Raw genomic sequence first — 19,172 nt, forward strand, 5'->3', positions numbered from 1 at the left:
CTTCATGCCAAATAGCTCGACCTTGTCTGTGCCCGCCTGCACAGACACCCCCCGCCACCTTGCCATCATCATGGACGGTAACGGACGTTGGGCTACCAAACGTTTTCTTCCCCGCACCGCGGGGCACATGCGCGGCGTGCAGGCGGTACGGCGCGTCGTGGAAGCCTGCGGCAGGCGGGGGGTCGAGTACCTGACGCTGTTTGCCTTCAGCTCTGAAAACTGGCGCCGCCCCAAGGAAGAAGTGTCGCTGCTGATGCGCCTGTTCATGCAGACGCTGGAAAAGCAAGTGGGCAAGCTGGAAGAGCAGGGGGTCAGGCTGCGCATCGTGGGCGACCTGTCGCCCTTCGAGCCCCGGCTGCAGGCGCTGATCCGGGCTGCCGAAGAACGCACGGCGCACAATAGCACGCTGAACCTGACCATTGCGGCCAACTACGGCGGACGCTGGGATATCCTGCAGGCCATGCGAAAGCTGCTGGCCGCCCAGCCCGGTCTGGCCAGCCAGCCCGACGCCATCGACGAAGCGCAACTGGCCCAGTATCTGTCCATGGCTTATGCGCCCGAACCCGACCTGTTCATCCGCACGGGCGGCGAGCAGCGCATTTCTAATTTCCTTATCTGGCAGCTCGCCTATACTGAGCTGTATTTTTCAGACGACTATTGGCCCGATTTCGGCGCCAAGAACATTGACGCCGCTTTCGAGTGGTACAGAACCCGAGAGCGGCGGTTTGGGCGCACCAGCGCCCAGGTCGCCAGCCAAACCTGAAGAAAAGGGGTCCCGCTATGTTGAAGCAGCGCGTCATCACGGCGATAGTCTTGCTTGCTGTATTGCTGGGCGCCTTGCTGGCTCCGGGGTCCTGGCCCCTGGTCTTGCTGCTGACCCTGATTGCGGGCTGCGCCTTGTGGGAATGGCTCAGGCTGACCTGGCCGCGCCAGCCTTCCGCGGCGCCCGTGGTGCTGGCCCTGTTCTGCGCCGCCCTGATGCTGCTGGTGGCCATGCAATGGCTGGCCGCCGCGCCCGCGGCGTGGGCGGTTGCCCTGCAAGGCGGGCTGAATCGGGTTTTGCTGCCGGCGGTGGCCCTGATATGGGTGGTGGCCGCGACGATGCTGGTGGTCCAGGGGCAGGCCCAGCGGCGTTCGGGCGGCGCGTGGCTTAGTTTGTTTGGTGTGCTGGCCGTCTTTGCGGTGTGGATGGCGCTGGTGCAGCTTTTTCTGCTGCGCGGCGCCTGGTTCCTGGTATCGTTGCTGGCGCTGATCTGGTTTGCCGACATTGCCGCGTACTTTACCGGCAAGGCCCTGGGCCGGCGCAAGCTGGCGCCCCGGGTCAGCCCGGGCAAGACCTGGGAAGGCGCCGCCGGCGGCGTCCTGGCCGCTACCCTGTGGGTATTCGCCAGCGCGTACTGGCCCGGCAGCTTCGGCGATGTGCTGATGCAGCGCTGGCCAGGGTGGGTCGTGGCGGCGATCGCCGTTTTCCTGGCTGCCTTGTCGATTGTGGGCGATCTGTTCGAGTCCCTGCTCAAGCGCCGCGCCGGCGTCAAGGATTCCAGCCACCTGCTGCCCGGCCATGGCGGCGTCTATGACCGCATCGATGCCTTGCTGCCCGTGGCGCCCATCGCCTTGCTTATTACCGGAGTATGGAGTTCATGAGCGTTCAACGCGTCTGCGTACTGGGATCCACGGGTTCCATCGGCGAAAACACGCTTGATGTCATTTCACGCCATCCCGATACGCTTTCCGTGTATGCCCTGAGTGCGCACAGCCGCATGCAGAAGCTTGCCGAGCAGGCCGGACAGACCCGGGCAAAGATCGTCATCGTGCCCACCGATCAGGCGCGCGCGCAGTTCCTGCAGGCCTGGACGGGCGCTGGCCCGCGCCCTGAAATCCGCGTCGGCGCCCAGGCGCTGGTCGACACGGTTGCCGACACCGAGGTCACCACGGTGATGGCGGCCATCGTGGGCGCCGCGGGGCTGCCGTCGGCGCTGGCCGCCGCGCGGGCAGGCAAGCGCGTCCTGCTTGCCAACAAAGAAGCCCTGGTTGCGGCGGGCGGCCTGTTCATGCGCACCGTGCGCGAAAGCGGCGCCGAACTCCTGCCCATCGACAGCGAACACAACGCCATCTTCCAATGCATGCCCCAATCGGGCAGGGCTACGGCGCCCACGGCCGCTGCGCGCGGGGTCAGGCGTTTGCTGCTGACCGCATCGGGCGGGCCGTTTCGCACCACCGAGCTCGATCTATTGCCGGGCGTGACGCCCGACCAGGCTTGCGCGCACCCCAACTGGAGCATGGGCCGCAAGATTTCGGTCGATTCCGCCACCATGCTCAATAAAGGCCTGGAAGTGATCGAGGCGCATTGGCTGTTTGCCATGCCGGTCAACCAGATCCAGGTTGTGATTCATCCGCAAAGCGTGGTGCACTCGATGGTCGAGTACGAAGACGGCTCTATTCTTGCGCAGCTCGGCCAGCCCGATATGCGCACGCCCATTGCCTATGGGCTGGGCTTTCCCGAGCGCATCGACAGCGGGGTGGGCTTGCTCCAGTTGACGGCCCTGGGCCGCCTGGACTTTGAAGAGCCCAACCTCGAGCGTTTTCCCTGTCTGCGGTTGTCGTTCGATGCGCTCAGGGCGGGGCAGGCGGCCTGCGTGGCGCTGAATGCTGCGAACGAGATCGCCGTGGACTGCTTTCTGAAGCAGCAAATTCGCTATACTGAAATCGCGCGAGTCATTGAAACGTGCCTGAATCGTATTGCAGGGGTGCCCGACAGCGGCCTGGACTCGCTGGACGATGTCATGGCGCTTGACGCGCACACCCGAAGTATTGCTTCCGAGCTTTGTCTGCTCAAGACTTGATGCCGACAGGCGCCAGGCCGGATTCACCAGGAAACCCATGCTTTTTACCTTGCTTGCCTTTGCCGTTGCGCTGGGCGTTCTGATCACGTTTCATGAACTGGGCCATTATTGGGTCGCGCGCCGTTGCGGCGTGAAGGTGCTCAGGTTTTCGGTTGGATTCGGCAAAGTGCTGCTGCGCCGGATAGACCGCCACGGAACGGAATGGGCTGTTTCGGCCATCCCCCTGGGCGGCTACGTGAAGATGCTGGACGATCCCGAGCCCGGTGCAAGCGCGGGGCAGGCATTCAATCAGAAAAGCCTGAGGCAGCGCAGCGCGATCGTGCTGGCCGGGCCGGTCGCCAATCTGGTCCTGGCGGCCTTGCTCTACACCGGCCTGAATCTGGTCGGCACCCACGAGCCCGCGGCCATTCTGGCCGCTCCGCCCGCCCATACGATGGCCGCCCAGGCGGGCCTGCAGGCGGGCGATCGCATCACCGCCGTCAACCAGCAGGCTGTGCAGTCCTGGAACGAGGCGCGCTGGCAGCTGTTGGACGTACTGACCGGCGGCGGCCAGGTCGGGTTGCAGGTCGAGACCGCCAACGGCCTGCAGCGCGAGCGCACATTGCATCTTGAGCGGGGCAGGGTAGAGCCGGACGGCGCCGATCTGATGGCCGAAGCCGGGCTGTCGCTGGCCGCCCCCAAGCCCAAGGTCAATCAGGTCAACCCGGGGCAAGCGGGCGAGCAGGCCGGCTTGCAGCCCGGCGACATTGTCGTCAGGGTGGGCGAGCTCCAGAATCCCGGCGCGGGCGCCATGGTGGCGGAAATCCAGAAGCATGCGGGCGTACCGTTGCCGCTGACCGTGCTGCGCGATGGCGCGCCGCTCGACCTGACGGTTGTCCCCGAAGGCCAGGCGGACGCGGATGGCGCCACAGTGGGGCGCATCGGCGTCATGCTGGGCGCTGATTTCCCCATGGTCACGGTGCGTTACGGGGTGTTCGACAGCCTGGCCAAAGGGGTGTCGCGAACCGTCGATACGGTCTGGTTTTCCCTGAAAATGATGGGGCGCATGGTTGTCGGCGACATTTCCTTGCGCAATGTCAGCGGGCCGGTGACGATTGCCGATTACGCCGGGCAGACCGCACGCATCGGTTTTGCTTCGTATATAGGGTTTCTGGCACTTATTAGTGTTAGTATCGGCGTGTTAAATTTGCTACCCATCCCGATGCTGGATGGGGGGCATTTGCTGTATTACCTGATCGAGGCTGTTCGCGGTAAACCCATACCTGAAAAATGGCTCGAAAATGGTCAGCGCATCGGCTTGGGCTTGCTGGCGGGCCTGATGGGCCTGGCCTTTTTCAACGATTTCACTCGCCTTTTCAGTTAGCGGCATTCTGCCTTACAATCTTCCACCATTTAATCGTCCAAGGATTCACCAGGATGTCGTTTAGCCGGAAATTCTCTTTTTCCAAGCGCGCATTGCCTGTTTTGCTGGCTGCTTTGCTTGTTCCCAGTATTGCCAGTGCGTTCACGCCTTTCGTGGTGCGCGACATTCAGGTCAACGGCATACAGCGTGTCGACGCCGGAACGGTATTCAGCTATTTGCCGGTGAGGGTGGGCGAAGAGTTCACCGAGACCCAGGCGGCCGAAGCCATACAGCGTTTGTACGCCACCGGCTTCTTCAGCGACGTCAAGATCGACACCACCAACGATGTGCTGGTGGTGACGGTCGAAGAGCGGCCCACCATCGCGTCCGTCAGCTTCAACGGCATGCGCGAATTCGATGCCCCCGGCATTACCAAGTCGCTGGCGCAGGTAGGCTTTGGGCAGGGCAGGGTGTTCGACCGCTCCATGCTCGAACGCGCCGAATTCGAACTCAAGCAGCAGTATCTGTCCAAAGGCAAGTACGGGGTCGAAATCAACCCCATCATTACGCCGCTGCCGCGCAATCGCGTCGGGGTCAGCTTCGATATCTTTGAAGGCGATCTGGCCAAGATCAGCGAGATCCATATCGTGGGCAACAAGGCGTTTTCGCAGGGCACGCTGCTCGATCAAATGGAACTGACCACGTCCGGCATGATGACGTGGTACACAGGCACCGATAAGTATTCGCGCGAAAAGCTCGAGGGCGATGTAGAACGCATCCGTTCCTATTATCTGGATCGCGGCTACCTTGAGTACACGGCTGAACCGCCCCAAGTGACGATTTCGCCTGATCGCCAGGACATCTTCATCAATCTGACGCTGCACGAAGGCGACCCGTACACGGTACGCAGCGTGAAGCTGGCGGGCGACCTGATCGGGCTCGAAGATCAAATACAGCCGCTGATCGAAGTCAAGGCAGGCGAGACGTTCTCGGCCGCCAAAACCAATGCCACGGTCAAGGCCATTACCGACTACCTGGGCAGCCTGGGCTATGCGTTCGCCAACGTCAATCCCAACCCCGCGCTCGACCGCGAGGCCCACGAAACCGATCTGACCTTCTATGTCGATCCGGGCCGCCGTGTGTATGTGCGCCGCATCCAGATCGGCGGCAACACGCGTACTCGCGACCAGGTCATACGGCGTGAAATGCGGCAGCAAGAGGCCGCCTGGTACGATTCGAACAGCATCAGGGCGTCGCGCGACCGCATCGACCGCCTGGGCTATTTCAACGAAGTCGATGTGCATACGACCCCTGTGGCCGGGTCGCCCGACCAGATCGACGTCAATGTCGATGTCAAGGAAAAGCCCACGGGCCTGATCAATCTGGGCGTGGGCTATGGCTCGACCGACAAAATGATCCTGTCGGCGGGCATCAGCCAGGACAATATCTTCGGCAGCGGCAATACCTTGTCGCTGCAAATGAACACCAGCGCCACCAATCGCGCGGCGGTGATTTCGCATACCAATCCGTACTGGACCCAAGACGGCATCAGCAAGACCACTTCGATCTACTATCGCCGCACCACGCCGTACGACAATAGCGACGCTTTCGGCGATTACCGTGTGACGGCGTTCGGCGGCGGCCTGAATTTCGGCGTGCCTATTTCCGAACACGATCGCGTGTTTGCCGGCGTCAGCTTCGAGCACAACCGGATCAGCGATTTCAAAGACCGCGCGCCGCAGGCCTACCGCGATTTCGTCGATGAGTACGGCGAGCAGACCAATTCCTTCATTTTCAACCTGGGCTGGTCCAAAGATACGCGCGACAGCGCCATCGCGCCCACCAAGGGCAGCTATACGCGCCTGTCGGGCGACCTGTCCACGATGGACTTGCGTTACTATATGCTGGGCGCCCAGCAGCAATACTATCTGCCGCTGGGACGCGCCTATACCCTGGCTTTCAATGGCTTGGTCGATTGGGGTAAAGCCTACGGCGACAAGTCCTTCCCGGTCATCAAGAATATTTATGGCGGGGGCATAGGTTCCGTGCGCGGCTACGAGGGCGCTTCGCTGGGCCCGCGCGACTCGCTGACCAACGATTACCTGGGTGGCTCGCGCCGCATTGCGGCCAACGTGCAGCTGTATTTACCGTTCCCGGGCGCGACCCGCGACCGGACCCTGCGCTGGTTCCTGTTTACCGACGCCGGCCAGGTAGCCAACACCGACGGGGGCTGCGCCCAGGGCCGCAACAACGAGGTCGAAGATCCTTGCGGCTGGAAGTATTCCGCGGGTATAGGCCTGTCGTGGGAATCGCCGCTAGGCCCATTGCAACTGTCTTACGGCCGGGCGCTGAACGCCAAACCCGGCGACGACAAGCAATCCTTCCAGTTCCAGATCGGCACGGGTTTCTGATGTACGCCATTTAGTGGCACAATAACTGTTTTATCTCTGCTATTTCGCAAGGTAGATTTTTCATGAAGTCTCAATTCGCATTAAAACTTACTGCTCTAAGCCGTGGCATCGGTCAAGCCAACCGCGCCCTGGTACTGGCCGCGGCGCTGGGCGCCGGCGCCATGGTTGCAGCGCCTGTCGCCAACGCACAGGCAACCAAGATTGGCTTCGTGAGCACTGAACGGATTCTGCGCGACTCCAGGCCCGCCAAGGCTGCCCAGTCCAAGATCGAATCCGAATTCAAAAAGCGTGACGACGAGCTGCAAAGCCTGGCCAATCGCCTGCGCAGCGACGCGCAAAAATTCGACAAGGACGCTCCCGTGCTGTCCGAGTCCGAGCGCATCAAGCGGCAGCGCCAACTGGCCGACCTGGATTCCGACCTGCAACGCAAGCGCCGGGAATTCCAGGAAGACTTCAATCGCCGCCGCAACGAAGAGTTCTCGGGCATTGTCGAGAAGGCCGACGCAGCCATCAAGCAGATTGCCGAGCAGCAAGGCTACGACCTGATCATCCAGGACGCCGTCACGGTCAGCCCCAAAGTCGATATCACCGACCAGGTCATGAAAGCGCTGGGCGGCTAAACCACGATGCCGGTATTGCTAGCGCCGGAACAGGCGCCTACCCTGCAGACGCTGTTGGCCGAGGCAAACAGCGTCGGCCTGGATTGCAAACCGGTCGAAACAGAGCATGAATCCGGGCCCCGTATCCGGGGCCTGGGTTCGCTACTGTCCGCCGGCCCAGATGAAATCAGTTTTCTGTCCAATCACCGCTTGCAAGGGCAGTTGCAGCAATCCGGGGCTGCCGCCGTCATCCTGACGCAAGAGGCCTTCGATGCGCTGGAGCCAGGCAGCTATGCCTTTCGCCCCGTGGTGTGCAGCCAGCCCTACCTGATGTATGCCTTGCTGGCGCAGTGGTTCGACCAGCACAGGCTGAACCAGCTCGAGACCGGCATCCATGACAGCGCCGTCGTCGCGCCGTCGGCAGAGATTGCCCCCGGCGCCAGCATTGGGCCGCATTGTGTCATTGAAGCGGGCGCCCGCATAGGGCGGGGCGCCCGCCTGGGACCTGGCTGCATCATTGGCGCCCATTCGGTGGTGGGCGACGACTGCCTGCTGCATGCCCGGGTCACGCTTTACCATCATGTCACGGTGGGCAAGCGGGCTATCCTGCATTCGGGCTGCGTGCTGGGCGCCGATGGCTTCGGCTTTGCGCCGGACCCTCGCCAGAAGACCGGCGCCTGGGTCAAAATCGCCCAGATAGGCGGGGTCGTCCTGGGCGACGATGTCGAAATCGGCGCCAATACCACGGTTGACCGCGGCGCGATCGACAACACACACATCGGGAACGGGGTCAAGCTCGACAACCAGATCATGATCGGCCATAACTGCCAGATCGGCGACCATACCGCCATGGCCGCCTGCGTCGGGGTGGCGGGCTCTACCACGATCGGGCAGCGCTGTACGATAGGCGGCGCGGCCATGCTTTCAGGCCATCTGGTGCTGGGCGACGACGTGCATGTGTCGGGCGGCACGGCTATCACCTCCAGTATCGCCACGCCGGGGCGCTATACCGGTGTCTATCCCTATGCCGAGCATGTCCAGTGGCAACGCAATGCGGCGGTCCTGTCGCAGTTGTCGGCCTTGCGCCGCCGCCTGAAGGCGCTTGAAAAAAACAAACCGTAAAACAACTATCGTATCGTACGATTTATTTGCAGGATATAAGAAGATGGAACTCGACATCAGACAAATCATGGACAGACTGCCGCATCGTTACCCGATGCTGCTGGTCGATCGCGTGCTGGACATGGTTCCGGGCAAAAGCATCGTGGCCATCAAGAATGTGTCGATGAATGAACCCTTTTTTACGGGCCATTTTCCCCACCATCCCGTCATGCCCGGTGTGTTGATCATCGAGGCGCTGGCTCAGGCGGCTGCGCTTTTTTCGTTCGAGGACGACAGCGGCGTCAACCCCGCCGACAAGAAAATCGCCTACTACCTGGTCGGCGTCGATGGCGCCCGATTCCGCCGGCCTGTGCTGCCGGGCGATCAACTGCGCCTGGAAGTCACGGCCGACCGCATCAGCCGGTCCATCTGCAAGTACAGCGCCCGGGCGACGGTCGACGGCCAGGTGGCCGCCGAGGCGAAAATCATGTGTGCGATACGGGTATTGGAAGAAACCTAACCATGTCTAGTCTAATCCATCCCAGTGCGATCATTGCAGCCGGCGCCCGCATCGCCGGCGATGTCAGCATTGGCCCCTACAGCGTGATCGGCGAGCACGTCGAGATCGGCGCAGGCACCATAGTGGGCCCGCACTGCGTGATCGATGGCCATACGACCATCGGGGCAAATAATCATTTCTACCGCTTCTGCTCCATTGGGGGCATGCCGCAAGACAAAAAATACCAGGGCGAGCCGACCCGGCTGGAGATCGGCGACGGCAACACTGTGCGCGAGTACGTGACCATCAATACAGGGACGTCCCAGGATGTCGGCGTCACCCGGCTGGGGGACGACAACTGGATCATGGCGTACGTTCATATTGCGCATGACTGCCAGATTGGCCACCACACGGTGATTGCCAACGCGGTGCAGCTTGCCGGCCATATTCATATCGGCGATTGGGCCATTCTGGGCGGACTGACCGCCGTGCACCAGTTTGTACGCATCGGCGCGCACACCATGATAGGGGGAACCAGCTCCATTCGCCAGGATATCCCGCCCTACCTGATCGGCGCAGGCGACCCTTTCCGTCCGGTGGGCGTCAACTCGGAAGGCCTGGGCCGGCGGGGGTACAGCCCCGACGACATCGCCGCCCTCAAGGAAACCTACAAGCTGCTGTACCGCCGCAATCTGAAGGTGGAAGAGGCCTGCGAGCAGATGCGTGTGCTGCAGCAAGAAAAACCGGCAGCGCATGATGCCATTCAAGTCATGGTCGACTTCCTGTCGGCCTCCACACGGGGCATTGCGCGCTCATGAGCTTGCGCGTTGGCATGGTGGCCGGCGAACCGTCCGGTGATCTGCTGGCAGCCCGGATCATACGGGGCATCAGCCGCCACGATGCCCAAAGCCATTGCCAGGGGATAGGCGGGCCGGCCATGGCCAGGCAGGGCTTCGAGGCCTGGCACTCCATGGATGCCCTGACGGTGTTCGGTTATGTGGATGCCTTCAAGCGCATGCCGCGCCTGCTCAATACCTATTTCAATGTCAAAAAACAATGGCTGTCGGACAAGCCGGATGTTTTTGTCGGTATCGATGCGCCGGATTTCAACCTGCGCCTGGAGCATCAGCTCAAACAGGCGGGGGTGCCCACGGTTCATTTCGTGGGGCCGTCCATTTGGGCCTGGCGCTACGAGCGCATCCACAAGATACGCGAAGCCGTGTCGCATATGCTGGTGCTGTTTCCCTTCGAAGAGGACATCTACCAGAAAGAGGGCGTCCCGGTGACCTATGTCGGCCACCCGCTGGCCGAGATCATTCCCATGCAGCCCGACAGGCTTGCCGCCCGCCGCCACCTGGGCGTGGATGCCGGCGCGCGCGTACTGGCGCTCATGCCGGGCAGCCGCGCGTCTGAAATCAGCTTGCTGGGGCCGCGCTTTCTGCAGGCTGCGCAAATCCTGCTGCGGCAGGATCCCGCCCTGCAGGTGCTGGTGCCCATGGTCAATGCCGAGCGCCGCCGCGAATTCCAGGCATTGCTGCAGCAGTACCCGATTCCCAATCTGCGCATTATCGAGGGGCAGGGCGGGGCGCCGGGGCCCGCGTCGGCCGCCGCGGCGGATCAGGGGGCCGGGCCGCTTGCGCCCTCAGCGGATTTTGATGCGCGGCCCGCTGCCTGGAATGTCATGGAAGCAGCCGATGCGGTGCTGGTCGCCAGCGGCACGGCTACGCTGGAGGCCGCCCTGTTCAAGCGGCCCATGGTGATTTCCTACGTGCTTTCTCCCCTGATGAAGCGCATGATGGCGTGGAAATCAGGCCAGGCACGGCCTTACGTTCCCTGGGTGGGGCTGCCGAATGTGCTGGCGCGCGATTTCGTCGTGCCTGAACTGCTGCAGGACGACGCCACGCCCCAAGCCCTGGCCGAAGCCAGCTGGAAGGCGCTGACGGATGCCGCCTATGGGGCGCAGGTGGCCGAGCGCTTCGTGCGCATGCATGAGTCGCTATGGCGCGACACGCCGGAGCTGGCCGCCCGGGCTATTGTCGAACAGGTGCGTCATGCAGCCTGATCTGTTCCCGATGCACGAGCCGGCGTCGCTGTATGTGGCCGGCATTGACGAAGCAGGGCGCGGCCCATTGGCCGGGCCTGTGTTTGCCGCAGCGGTGATTCTTGACCCCGCCCGCCCCATTGCGGGGCTGGACGACTCCAAGAAGCTCAGCGCCGCCCGGCGCGAAACGCTGAGCTTGCTGATCCGTGAACAGGCCGTGGCGTGGTGCATTGCCAGCGCCACGGTTGAAGAAATCGACAGCCTGAATATTTTGCAGGCGACCATGCTGGCCATGCGCCGGGCCTGCGCAGGCCTGTCCGTCAGGCCCGGCAGGGCCGTGATCGACGGCAATCGCATCCCGCATGGGCTGGATTGCACCGCACAGGCCATTGTGGGCGGAGACGCCAGCGTTGCGGCGATCTCGGCCGCCTCGATTCTGGCGAAAACGGCACGCGATGCCGACTGCCTGCTGCTTCACCAGGCCTATCCCGATTATTGCTTTGATCAGCACAAGGGCTACGGAACGGCTTTGCACTTGGCCCGCTTGAACGCCTACGGCCCCAGTCCGGTGCACCGGCGCAGTTTTGCGCCGGTCAAGCGTCTGCTTGCGGCGGAGCAGGCGGAAACCCCTGTGGCGCCGGTGTATACGCCGGTCCCATGACCCAATGGGGAGAAGGGTCCATGAAGCATATTTCCTCGCGCGATAACCCCTTGTACAAGCGTATGCAGCGCTTGAGCCGCGGCAAACGGGAAGCAGGCCCCGACTCCAGTGATGCCCACTATGTGGTGCTGGAAGGGATACATCTGTGCCAGGCCTGGCTGGAACATGCCGGGCCGCCGGAACTGGCTTTGTTCGACCTGCAGCGGCTCGAGGCGCAGGCCGAGCTGCAAGCCCTGGCGGCCAGCCTGGCCCCGGCCCTATGCCACAGCTGCGAACCCAGGCTGGCCGCAGGCTTGTCCCAGGTCGAACACGGGCAAGGCGTTTACTTCCTGGTGGCGGCTCCCTTGCCCGCGCTGCCGGCCCGCATCGATCATCATTGCCTCTGGCTGGATCGCGTCCAGGACCCGGGCAATGTCGGCACGCTGCTGCGCACCGCGGCGGCGGCGGGCATCCGGCACGCTTACTTATCCATGGGCTGTGCGTCGGCCTGGTCCGCGAAAGTCCTGCGCAGCGCGCAAGGCGCGCACTTCGTCATGACGGTTCATGAGCATGTGGACCTGGCGGCCGCACGCAGCAGATTGGCGGTGCCGCTGATTGCTACGTCCCTGGACGATGCCGAGCCGCTGTACGAAGCCGCATTGCCCGCAAGCTGCGCCTGGCTGTTCGGCAATGAAGGGCAGGGCGTGGACCCGGCTCTGCTGGCGCAGGCCGATCGCCGCCTGTACATTCCGCAAGCGGAAAATGTCGAGTCGCTGAATGTGGCGGTGGCGGCAGGGGTTTGCCTGTTCGAGCAGCGGCGGCAGCATATAGGGACGTCGGCGGGATAGCCGCGTTTCTGTCGTTTGCGGGCGTTGCTGGATTTCTATTGAGGCGTGCGGGGTGTTGGGAACCGGGCTTAGCTCCTCGTGACAGGTTCGGCGCCTGCGCGCCGAACACCGCATCGCCTGGCTCGTCCGCCCCTTCGGGCTCCCTTCGCCGCCGGCTCGCTCAGTCCCGAAAGTCGCCGCAGCCCGGCTCCCAACACCCCGCACGCTGCATCGTGGACATGCCAGAGGCCCATGCGCTTTGCTGATGCTAATTGGCTTGTCGACGGTGCTTGTCGACGGTTTTTGCTGTCGAGAGCTGTCGAGATTTGTTGACCACTCAGCCAACCCAAGCTTTGAGCCCGCCATCAAGCTGCGATAGCACTTTCCAACACCTTGAGTAGATCTTAAGCGTGGGGGCTTGGCCTGGGTTGGGCGACCGTTGAGCAAGCCGCAGCCATGGCGCCAAGGCGGGGACGTAAGAGGGCGTGCTTGTTTGAGCCATTCATCAGCCCACAGGCGGCTGATGAATGGCGAGTTCACGCCCGGCCCCGCTTTGGAATCATTGCCAGGGTAGCCCCGCAGGGGCCGAAGCGATGGGAGCACAACCCCGGCCAAGCCCCCGCGCTTCTCAAGAACCCAAAAAGGCAGCGCCCCAAAAGGATAGTGCCCGCGGCAATTCAATACATCCGCCGATTCAACCCCACCTCATCCAGCACCTTGGTCGAAATCTCCTCGATCGATTTCGTCGTCGTCGACAGCCACGGAATATTCTCCATCCGCATCAGGCGCTCCGCCTCGGCCACCTCGTCCCGGCACTGCCTGATGGACGCATACTGACTGTTCGGACGCCGCTCATGGCGCACCTCGGCCAGGCGCTCGGGCTGTATCGACAGGCCGAACAGCTTCTTGCGATAAGGGGCCAGGGTGGCGGGCAGCGAACCCCGGTCGAAATCCTCGGGAATCAAGGGAAAGTTGGCCGCCTTGACCGCATACTGCATCGCCAGGTACAGACTGGTGGGCGTTTTTCCGCAGCGCGAGACGCCCACCAGAATCACATCCGCCTGTTCCAGCCCATGCACGAACTGCCCATCATCGTGCGCCAGGCTGAAGTTGATGGCTTCGATGCGATTGTTGTACTGCTTGGATAACCCGCCCATATGCGAACGGCCCACCGAATGATTGGACTTTATGCCCAGGGCTGTTTCGATATGTTGCACAAACGTGCTGAACAGATCCAGAAAGGTACAGTTGGCCTCGCGTATGGTTTGCGCGATTTCGGGATTGACCAGCGTGCTGAATACCAGCGGGGGCTCGTTCTGTTCTTCGGCGCAGCGGTTGATCCGTATGGCCGCGGCGGATGCCTTTTCGACGCTGTCGATAAAAGGAATGCGTATGGCTTCGAACGATACCTGCTCGAACTGGGAAAGCACGGAGTTGCTGAATGTTTCAGCGGTAATGCCCGTGCTGTCGGAGACAACAAAAACGGTGCGTTCGATCAGAGTGTCTGGCATGGAATAAAGTGAGTGCAGAAGGTGCGAGAAACGGTACAATCGCAAAGGTTAACAGTCACCGTACCAGCAAGCAAGGCTGGTTTGCTTAGTGCACCGGTTGATGGCGGCGTTCCGGTTTCGTCCGGCGCCCGGGCGCGCTAAGCAAACAAGCTTTCTTTTATATAGTTAAAGGTGACTTTATGTCTTATGTAGTATCTTTCGAGCAGCTCCGCATGACGGATGTCGACTCGGTCGGAGGAAAAAACGCATCACTCGGTGAAATGATCAGTCAGTTGGCCGGCGCCGGGGTAAGGGTCCCAGGCGGTTTTGCGACCACGGCCGACGCTTTCCGCGATTTCCTCAAGTCCACCCAGCTTGACCAGCGCATTGCCGACCGCCTTCAAACCTTGAACTCGGAAGACGTGCGCGAGCTGGCCACGGCGGGCGCCGAGATTCGCCAGTGGATTGTCGACACGCCTTTCCCGGCCGAGTTCGAGCAGGCCATTCGTACGGCCTTCGCCGAACTCGATGCAGACGGGCAGGGGTCTTTTGCCGTGCGCTCGTCGGCCACCGCCGAAGACCTTCCCGACGCCTCGTTTGCCGGCCAGCAGGAAACCTTCCTGAATGTGGTGGGTATCGACGACGTACTGGACAAGATTCGCCACGTCTTTGCCTCGCTGTACAACGACCGCGCCATTTCCTATCGCGTCCACAAAGGCTATGCCCACGCCGACGTCGCCTTGTCGGCGGGTGTGCAGCGCATGGTGCGCTCCGATCGCGGCAGTGCGGGGGTCATGTTCACGCTGGATACGGAATCGGGCTTTACCGACGTCGTGTTCATCACGTCGTCCTACGGCCTGGGCGAAACCGTCGTGCAAGGCGCGGTCAACCCCGACGAGTTCTATGTATTCAAGCCGACCCTGGCTTCGGGACATTACCCCATCATCAGCCGCCGCATCGGCTCCAAGCTCATCAAAATGGAATTCGACGCCGAGCGCACATCGGGCCACGCCGTCCGTACGGTCGATGTGCCTGTGTCCGAGCGCAACCGCTATTCTTTGACCGATGAAGAAGTCATCGAGCTGGCCCGCTACGCGGTCATTATCGAAAAGCACTATCAGCGTCCCATGGACATCGAATGGGGCCGCGATGGCATAGACGGCAAGATCTACATCCTGCAGGCACGGCCCGAGACGGTCAAATCTCAGCAAGGGCACAACGATGTGCAAGAGCGCTATCGCCTGAAAGCCACGGGCGAAGTCCTGATCACTGGGCGGGCCATTGGCCAGAAGATCGGTTCGGGCAAGGTGCGCATCGTCGCCGACATCTCCGAGATGGATCAGGTCAAGGCGGGCGATATTCTTGTGACCGACATGACCGATCCCAACTGGGAGCCCGTCATGAAGTTGGCCTCGGCCATTGTGACCAATCGCGGCGGCCGTACCTGCCACGCCGCCATCATCGCCCGGGAACTGGGCATTCCGGCGGTGGTCGGCTGCGCCAATGCCACCGATGTGCTGTCCAATGGCAAGGAAGTCACGGTATCTTGCGCCGAGGGCGACGAAGGCCGCATCTACGATGGCCTGATCGAAACCGAGATCGAAGAAGTCCGTTGGGGTGAAATGCCCGATATCGGCCTGAAGATCATGATGAACGTCGGCAATCCGCAACTGGCTTTCGACTTTGCCCAGATCCCCAACGAAGGGGTGGGGCTGGCGCGGCTCGAGTTCATCATCAACAACAACATCAACGTGCATCCCAAGGCCGTGCTCGACTACCCCAATGTGGACGGCGAGCTGAAGCAGGCGGTCGAATCGGCGGCGCGCGGCTATGCCAGCCCGCGTGCCTTCTTCGTTGAAAAACTGGCCGAAGGCATCGGCACCCTGGCCGCCGCTTTCTATCCCAAGCCCGTCATTGTGCGCCTGTCCGACTTCAAGTCGAACGAGTACCGCAAGCTGGTGGGCGGCTCGCGCTACGAGCCCGAGGAAGAGAATCCCATGCTCGGCTTCCGTGGCGCATCGCGCTATATCTCGCAGGAATTCGAGGAATGCTTCCGCATGGAATGCGAGGCGCTCAAGAAGGTGCGCGACGACATGGGCCTGACCAACGTCGAGATCATGGTGCCGTTTGTGCGAACCTTGCCGCAAGCGGCCAAGGTGGTTGACCTGCTGGCCAACCATGGCCTGGCACGCGGTGAAAACGGCCTGCGCCTGATCATGATGTGCGAGGTGCCGTCCAATGCCATCCTGGCCGATCAGTTCCTGCAGCATTTCGACGGTTTCTCCATTGGCTCGAACGACATGACCCAGCTCACCCTGGGCCTGGACCGCGATTCGGGCATGGAGCTTCTGGCGGCCGATTTCGACGAGCGCGACGAAGCCGTCCAGTTCATGCTGCGCCGTGCCATCCAGGCGTGCCTGTCCGCCGGCAAGTACGTGGGCATCTGCGGCCAAGGCCCCAGCGATCACCCCGACCTGGCCAATTGGCTGCGCGACGAAGGGATACTGTCGATGTCGCTGAATCCGGATACGGTGGTTGATACCTGGCAGCGCCTGGCCAAGCCGGCTTAAGTCTATATGACGCATCCGGGCGCTTTTTGGGGCGGCCCGGCAAAGAAAACGCTGGCTTAAATCCGTTCAAGCCAGCGTTTTTACGTGGCGGGCACGGGTTTTCCAGCTGTCTGTGGCATGTATGGATAACGGCTGGAGTTGACCTTGCCGAGGCGGACAGGGCAAGATACCGTTACGGCCACGGCTTATGCCCGGCAGGGCGCAGGGCCTGTCAACACGATTGAAGGACTCGGACATGACGAATAGCGATGCGCACAGGATAGTCATTGTGGGCGGCGGCGCCGGCGGCCTGGAACTGGCTGCCAAGCTGGGGCGCAAGTACGGGCCCCAGCATGTCCTGCTGGTGGACAAGGCCGGCGGGCATATCTGGAAGCCTTCCCTGCATGAAGTGGCGGCCGGAACCCTGGACATACACCGCGAAGGCCTGTCGTATTTCATGCTGGCCAAGGATTGCGGCTTCACCTTTATTTTTGGCGAAGTCCAAGCCATAGACCGCGATGCCAGGCGCCTGAAGCTGAAACCGGTTTTCTCGGATGCGCACGACGAAGTCTTTCCGGCCAGGGATATTGGCTACGACACGCTGGTCATGGCCGTGGGCAGCAAGTCTAATTTTTTCGGCACGCCGGGCGCCGCCGAGTTCGCGATTGCGCTGGACTCCACTGACGAGGCCGAGCGCTTCCGCTTGCGCCTGCTGCACGAACTGGTCACGGCCAACCGCCGCAAATCCGCGGAGCCGGACTACCAACTGAACATCGGTATCGTCGGCGGCGGCGCAACGGGCGTCGAGCTGGCCGCCGAGCTGCTCGAGGCCTGCGCCGACGCGGTTTTCTATGGCTTGAATGACCTGGACCCCGCTGCCGATATCCGCATCACCCTGCTGGAAGGAAGCGACCGCATCCTGTCGGCCTTGCCAGAAAAAATGTCGGCCGCGGCGCAGAAGCTACTGGAAGACCGGGGTGTCACGGTGAAAACATCGGTGCGCGTCGCCGCCGTCGAACGCGACGCGCTGGTCGACAGCGAAGGCAGCCGCTATCCGGCCGACCTGTGCGTCTGGGCAGCCGGCATCGAGGCGCCGGCATGGCTGGCCGGACTCGGCCTGGAAACCAACCGGATCAATCAACTGGTGGTGGATGGCAGCTTGCGGACCAGCGATCCGGTCATCTATGCGCTGGGAGACTGCGCACAGGCCCCTTGGCTGGGGGAAGATCGTCCCTTGCCGGCCCGCGCGCAGGTGGCGCACCAACAGGCCGGCTTCCTGATGGATACCTTGCGCGAGCGCATCAAAGGGCAGGCGATCGCGCAGCGGGCGTTCCGCTTCCGCGATTACGGATCGCTGGTGTCGGTGGGCCACAGCCGCGGCGTAGGAAGCCTGATGGGGGTGTTGTCCGGCAAAAGCTGGTTCGTTGAAGGCCTGCTGGCCCGGCTTATGTACATGAGCCTGCACCTGATGCATCACCTGGCGGTTCTGGGCCCGGTGCGCACCGGCACGCTGGCCATAGGGCGCTTGTTCATGAAACGCGGCGCCCCGCGGGTCAAACTGCATTGATGCGGGCGGCCATGACGTTTTATGCACAGATCACTTCACCGCTGGGTCCGATACTGCTCAGCAGCAACGGTGCTTGCCTTGATGGCCTGTACTTCGTGGGCCAGTCGGATTGCCCGTCCCCGGCGGGGGCCGTGCCGGTGAAACCAGGCAAGGCCGATCCGACCGCGGGCATGAGGGCGGGGGTGGCCATCAAGAACCTCAAGGCCTACAAGAACCCGCCCGCTGCGCCCACGCTGTTTGACGAGCAGGATCTACGCCCAACTGGCCTGGCAGGCTGTGATGACGGCGCCTGTGCGATCAAGCCTGCGCCAGCCGATCGGGCCGGGCTCGCGCATCAGGCCTGCGGGCCAGTGGCGCTGAAGCAGGCCGGCACGCCCGGCAGCGCGGTCGCCTTGTTCGAGCAGACACGGCGTGAACTGGATGAGTATTTTCTGGGCAGGCGCAAGGTCTTCACGGTTCCGCTGCAACTGGACGGCACCGAGTTTCAGGTCAAAGTCTGGCAGGCGCTGCTGACCATCCCCTACGGCGAATACGTGTCGTATGGCGATGTGGCGCAGGCGGCCGGCCTGAAGCCGCAGCATGGGCGTCCGGTGGGAACGGCGGTGGGGCGCAACCCCATTACCATCATCGTGCCCTGCCATCGGGTGCTGGCCGGTACGGGCAGGCTCAACGGCTACACGGGCGGGCTGGAGCGCAAATTCGCCTTGCTCGAGCTGGAAGGCTTTACCTTGGGGTAGCGCCTTGCGGCCCAGGCCTAGTCGCCGGACCTGTTGCGGGTATCGTGCTTCATGATGCGCTCTTTTTCCCGCTGCCAATCCTTGTCGCGCGACGAGTCGCGCTTATCGTGCAGCTTCTTGCCCCGGCCCAGCCCGAAGTCGAGCTTGATGCGTCCGTTCTTGTAGTGCAGGTTCAGCGGCACCAGGGTGTAGCCGCGTTGCTCGACCTTGCCGATCAGTTTGCTGATTTCTTCCGCCTTGAGCAGCAGCTTGCGCGTGCGGGTGGAGTTGGGGTGGATATGCGTAGAGGCCGTGGGCAGCGGGCTGATGTGCATGTTGATGATCCAGATTTCACCGTCGCGCACGATCACGTAGCTTTCCTTCAGTTGCACATGACCGGCCCGTATCGCTTTGACCTCCCACCCCTCCAGCACAAGACCCGCCTCGTAGCGGTCTTCGATGAAGTAATCGTGGGTTGCTTTCCGGTTATCGACAATGCTCATGAATCAATTATGCTTGTAGACTGTAAAATCAATACATTCTATCC

At 62.3% G+C, this 19,172-nt stretch carries 17 protein-coding genes; 15 read left to right on the forward strand and 2 right to left on the reverse strand.

Going from position 1 to position 19,172, the window contains the following annotated elements; translation table 11 throughout:
• Positions 1 to 4 precede the first annotated feature (4 nt).
• The 12 genes from uppS to RE432_RS13820 all read left to right on the forward strand — a co-directional run bounded on the left by uppS (position 5) and on the right by RE432_RS13820 (position 12,324).
• Positions 5 to 763, forward strand: coding sequence for a polyprenyl diphosphate synthase (gene uppS / locus RE432_RS13765; RefSeq protein WP_310933977.1), 759 nt, complete (start codon positions 5 to 7; stop codon positions 761 to 763).
• Between the two features lie 17 nt (positions 764 to 780).
• Positions 781 to 1,644, forward strand: coding sequence for a phosphatidate cytidylyltransferase (locus RE432_RS13770; protein ID WP_310933978.1), 864 nt, complete (start codon positions 781 to 783; stop codon positions 1,642 to 1,644).
• Complete coding sequence (ispC, locus tag RE432_RS13775; protein WP_310933979.1) at positions 1,641 to 2,843, forward strand: 1-deoxy-D-xylulose-5-phosphate reductoisomerase; 1,203 nt, start codon at positions 1,641 to 1,643, stop codon at positions 2,841 to 2,843. The genes RE432_RS13770 and ispC overlap by 4 nt, the downstream gene beginning before the upstream one ends.
• Before the next feature lie 37 nt (positions 2,844 to 2,880).
• Positions 2,881 to 4,206, forward strand: a complete 1,326-nt coding sequence (gene rseP, locus RE432_RS13780; RefSeq protein ID WP_310933980.1) for an RIP metalloprotease RseP — start codon at positions 2,881 to 2,883, stop codon at positions 4,204 to 4,206.
• Positions 4,207 to 4,259: 53 nt separating this feature from the next.
• Complete coding sequence (bamA, locus tag RE432_RS13785) at positions 4,260 to 6,596, forward strand: outer membrane protein assembly factor BamA (protein WP_310933981.1); 2,337 nt, start codon at positions 4,260 to 4,262, stop codon at positions 6,594 to 6,596.
• Positions 6,597 to 6,658: 62 nt separating this feature from the next.
• Positions 6,659 to 7,216, forward strand: a complete 558-nt coding sequence (locus tag RE432_RS13790; protein WP_310933982.1) for an OmpH family outer membrane protein — start codon at positions 6,659 to 6,661, stop codon at positions 7,214 to 7,216.
• Between the two features lie 6 nt (positions 7,217 to 7,222).
• On the forward strand, positions 7,223 to 8,317 hold the full coding sequence (gene lpxD, locus RE432_RS13795) for a UDP-3-O-(3-hydroxymyristoyl)glucosamine N-acyltransferase (protein WP_310933983.1): 1,095 nt from the start codon (positions 7,223 to 7,225) through the stop codon (positions 8,315 to 8,317).
• Positions 8,318 to 8,360: 43 nt separating this feature from the next.
• Positions 8,361 to 8,816 carry a 3-hydroxyacyl-ACP dehydratase FabZ gene (gene fabZ, locus RE432_RS13800; protein ID WP_310933984.1) on the forward strand — a complete coding sequence of 152 codons (456 nt, stop codon included), beginning with the start codon at positions 8,361 to 8,363 and terminating at the stop codon, positions 8,814 to 8,816.
• A gap of 2 nt (positions 8,817 to 8,818) precedes the next feature.
• Positions 8,819 to 9,613 carry an acyl-ACP--UDP-N-acetylglucosamine O-acyltransferase gene (lpxA, locus tag RE432_RS13805; protein WP_310933985.1) on the forward strand — a complete coding sequence of 265 codons (795 nt, stop codon included), beginning with the start codon at positions 8,819 to 8,821 and terminating at the stop codon, positions 9,611 to 9,613.
• Positions 9,610 to 10,857 (forward strand): lipid-A-disaccharide synthase, encoded by a 1,248-nt coding sequence (lpxB, locus tag RE432_RS13810; protein ID WP_310933986.1) that lies wholly within the window; start codon positions 9,610 to 9,612, stop codon positions 10,855 to 10,857. Before lpxA ends, lpxB begins: the two co-directional genes overlap by 4 nt.
• Positions 10,847 to 11,497 carry a ribonuclease HII gene (gene rnhB / locus RE432_RS13815; protein WP_310933987.1) on the forward strand — a complete coding sequence of 217 codons (651 nt, stop codon included), beginning with the start codon at positions 10,847 to 10,849 and terminating at the stop codon, positions 11,495 to 11,497. Before lpxB ends, rnhB begins: the two co-directional genes overlap by 11 nt.
• 20 nt (positions 11,498 to 11,517) lie before the next feature.
• Positions 11,518 to 12,324: an RNA methyltransferase gene (locus tag RE432_RS13820; protein WP_310933988.1), complete on the forward strand. Its 807-nt coding sequence runs from the start codon at positions 11,518 to 11,520 to the stop codon at positions 12,322 to 12,324.
• A 656-nt stretch (positions 12,325 to 12,980) separates the two neighbouring features.
• Here RE432_RS13820 and RE432_RS13825 read toward each other — a convergent pair.
• Entirely contained in the window at positions 12,981 to 13,814 is an 834-nt protein-coding gene (locus tag RE432_RS13825) for a pyruvate, water dikinase regulatory protein (protein ID WP_310933989.1), read from the reverse strand.
• A gap of 179 nt (positions 13,815 to 13,993) precedes the next feature.
• Here RE432_RS13825 and ppsA point away from each other — a divergent pair, with 179 nt between their 5' ends.
• The 3 genes from ppsA to RE432_RS13840 all read left to right on the forward strand — a co-directional run bounded on the left by ppsA (position 13,994) and on the right by RE432_RS13840 (position 18,646).
• Positions 13,994 to 16,363, forward strand: a complete 2,370-nt coding sequence (gene ppsA / locus RE432_RS13830; protein WP_310933990.1) for a phosphoenolpyruvate synthase — start codon at positions 13,994 to 13,996, stop codon at positions 16,361 to 16,363.
• Between the two features lie 235 nt (positions 16,364 to 16,598).
• A complete protein-coding gene (locus RE432_RS13835; RefSeq protein WP_310933991.1) occupies positions 16,599 to 17,909 on the forward strand; it encodes an NAD(P)/FAD-dependent oxidoreductase in 1,311 nt (436 codons plus the stop codon).
• Positions 17,910 to 17,920: 11 nt separating this feature from the next.
• The gene (locus tag RE432_RS13840; RefSeq protein ID WP_310933992.1) at positions 17,921 to 18,646 is read left to right on the forward strand and encodes a methylated-DNA--[protein]-cysteine S-methyltransferase; all 726 of its coding nucleotides are present in this window, start codon (positions 17,921 to 17,923) and stop codon (positions 18,644 to 18,646) included.
• 17 nt (positions 18,647 to 18,663) lie between these two features.
• Here the strand turns inward: RE432_RS13840 and smpB are convergent, their stop codons facing one another.
• Entirely contained in the window at positions 18,664 to 19,128 is a 465-nt protein-coding gene (smpB, locus tag RE432_RS13845) for an SsrA-binding protein SmpB (protein ID WP_310933993.1), read from the reverse strand.
• Between the last annotated feature and the right edge of the window lie 44 nt (positions 19,129 to 19,172).

Origin of the sequence: Pusillimonas sp. SM2304 (genome assembly GCF_031628915.1) — a bacterium.
Taxonomy (GTDB): Bacteria; Pseudomonadota; Gammaproteobacteria; order Burkholderiales; family Burkholderiaceae_B; genus Pusillimonas_C.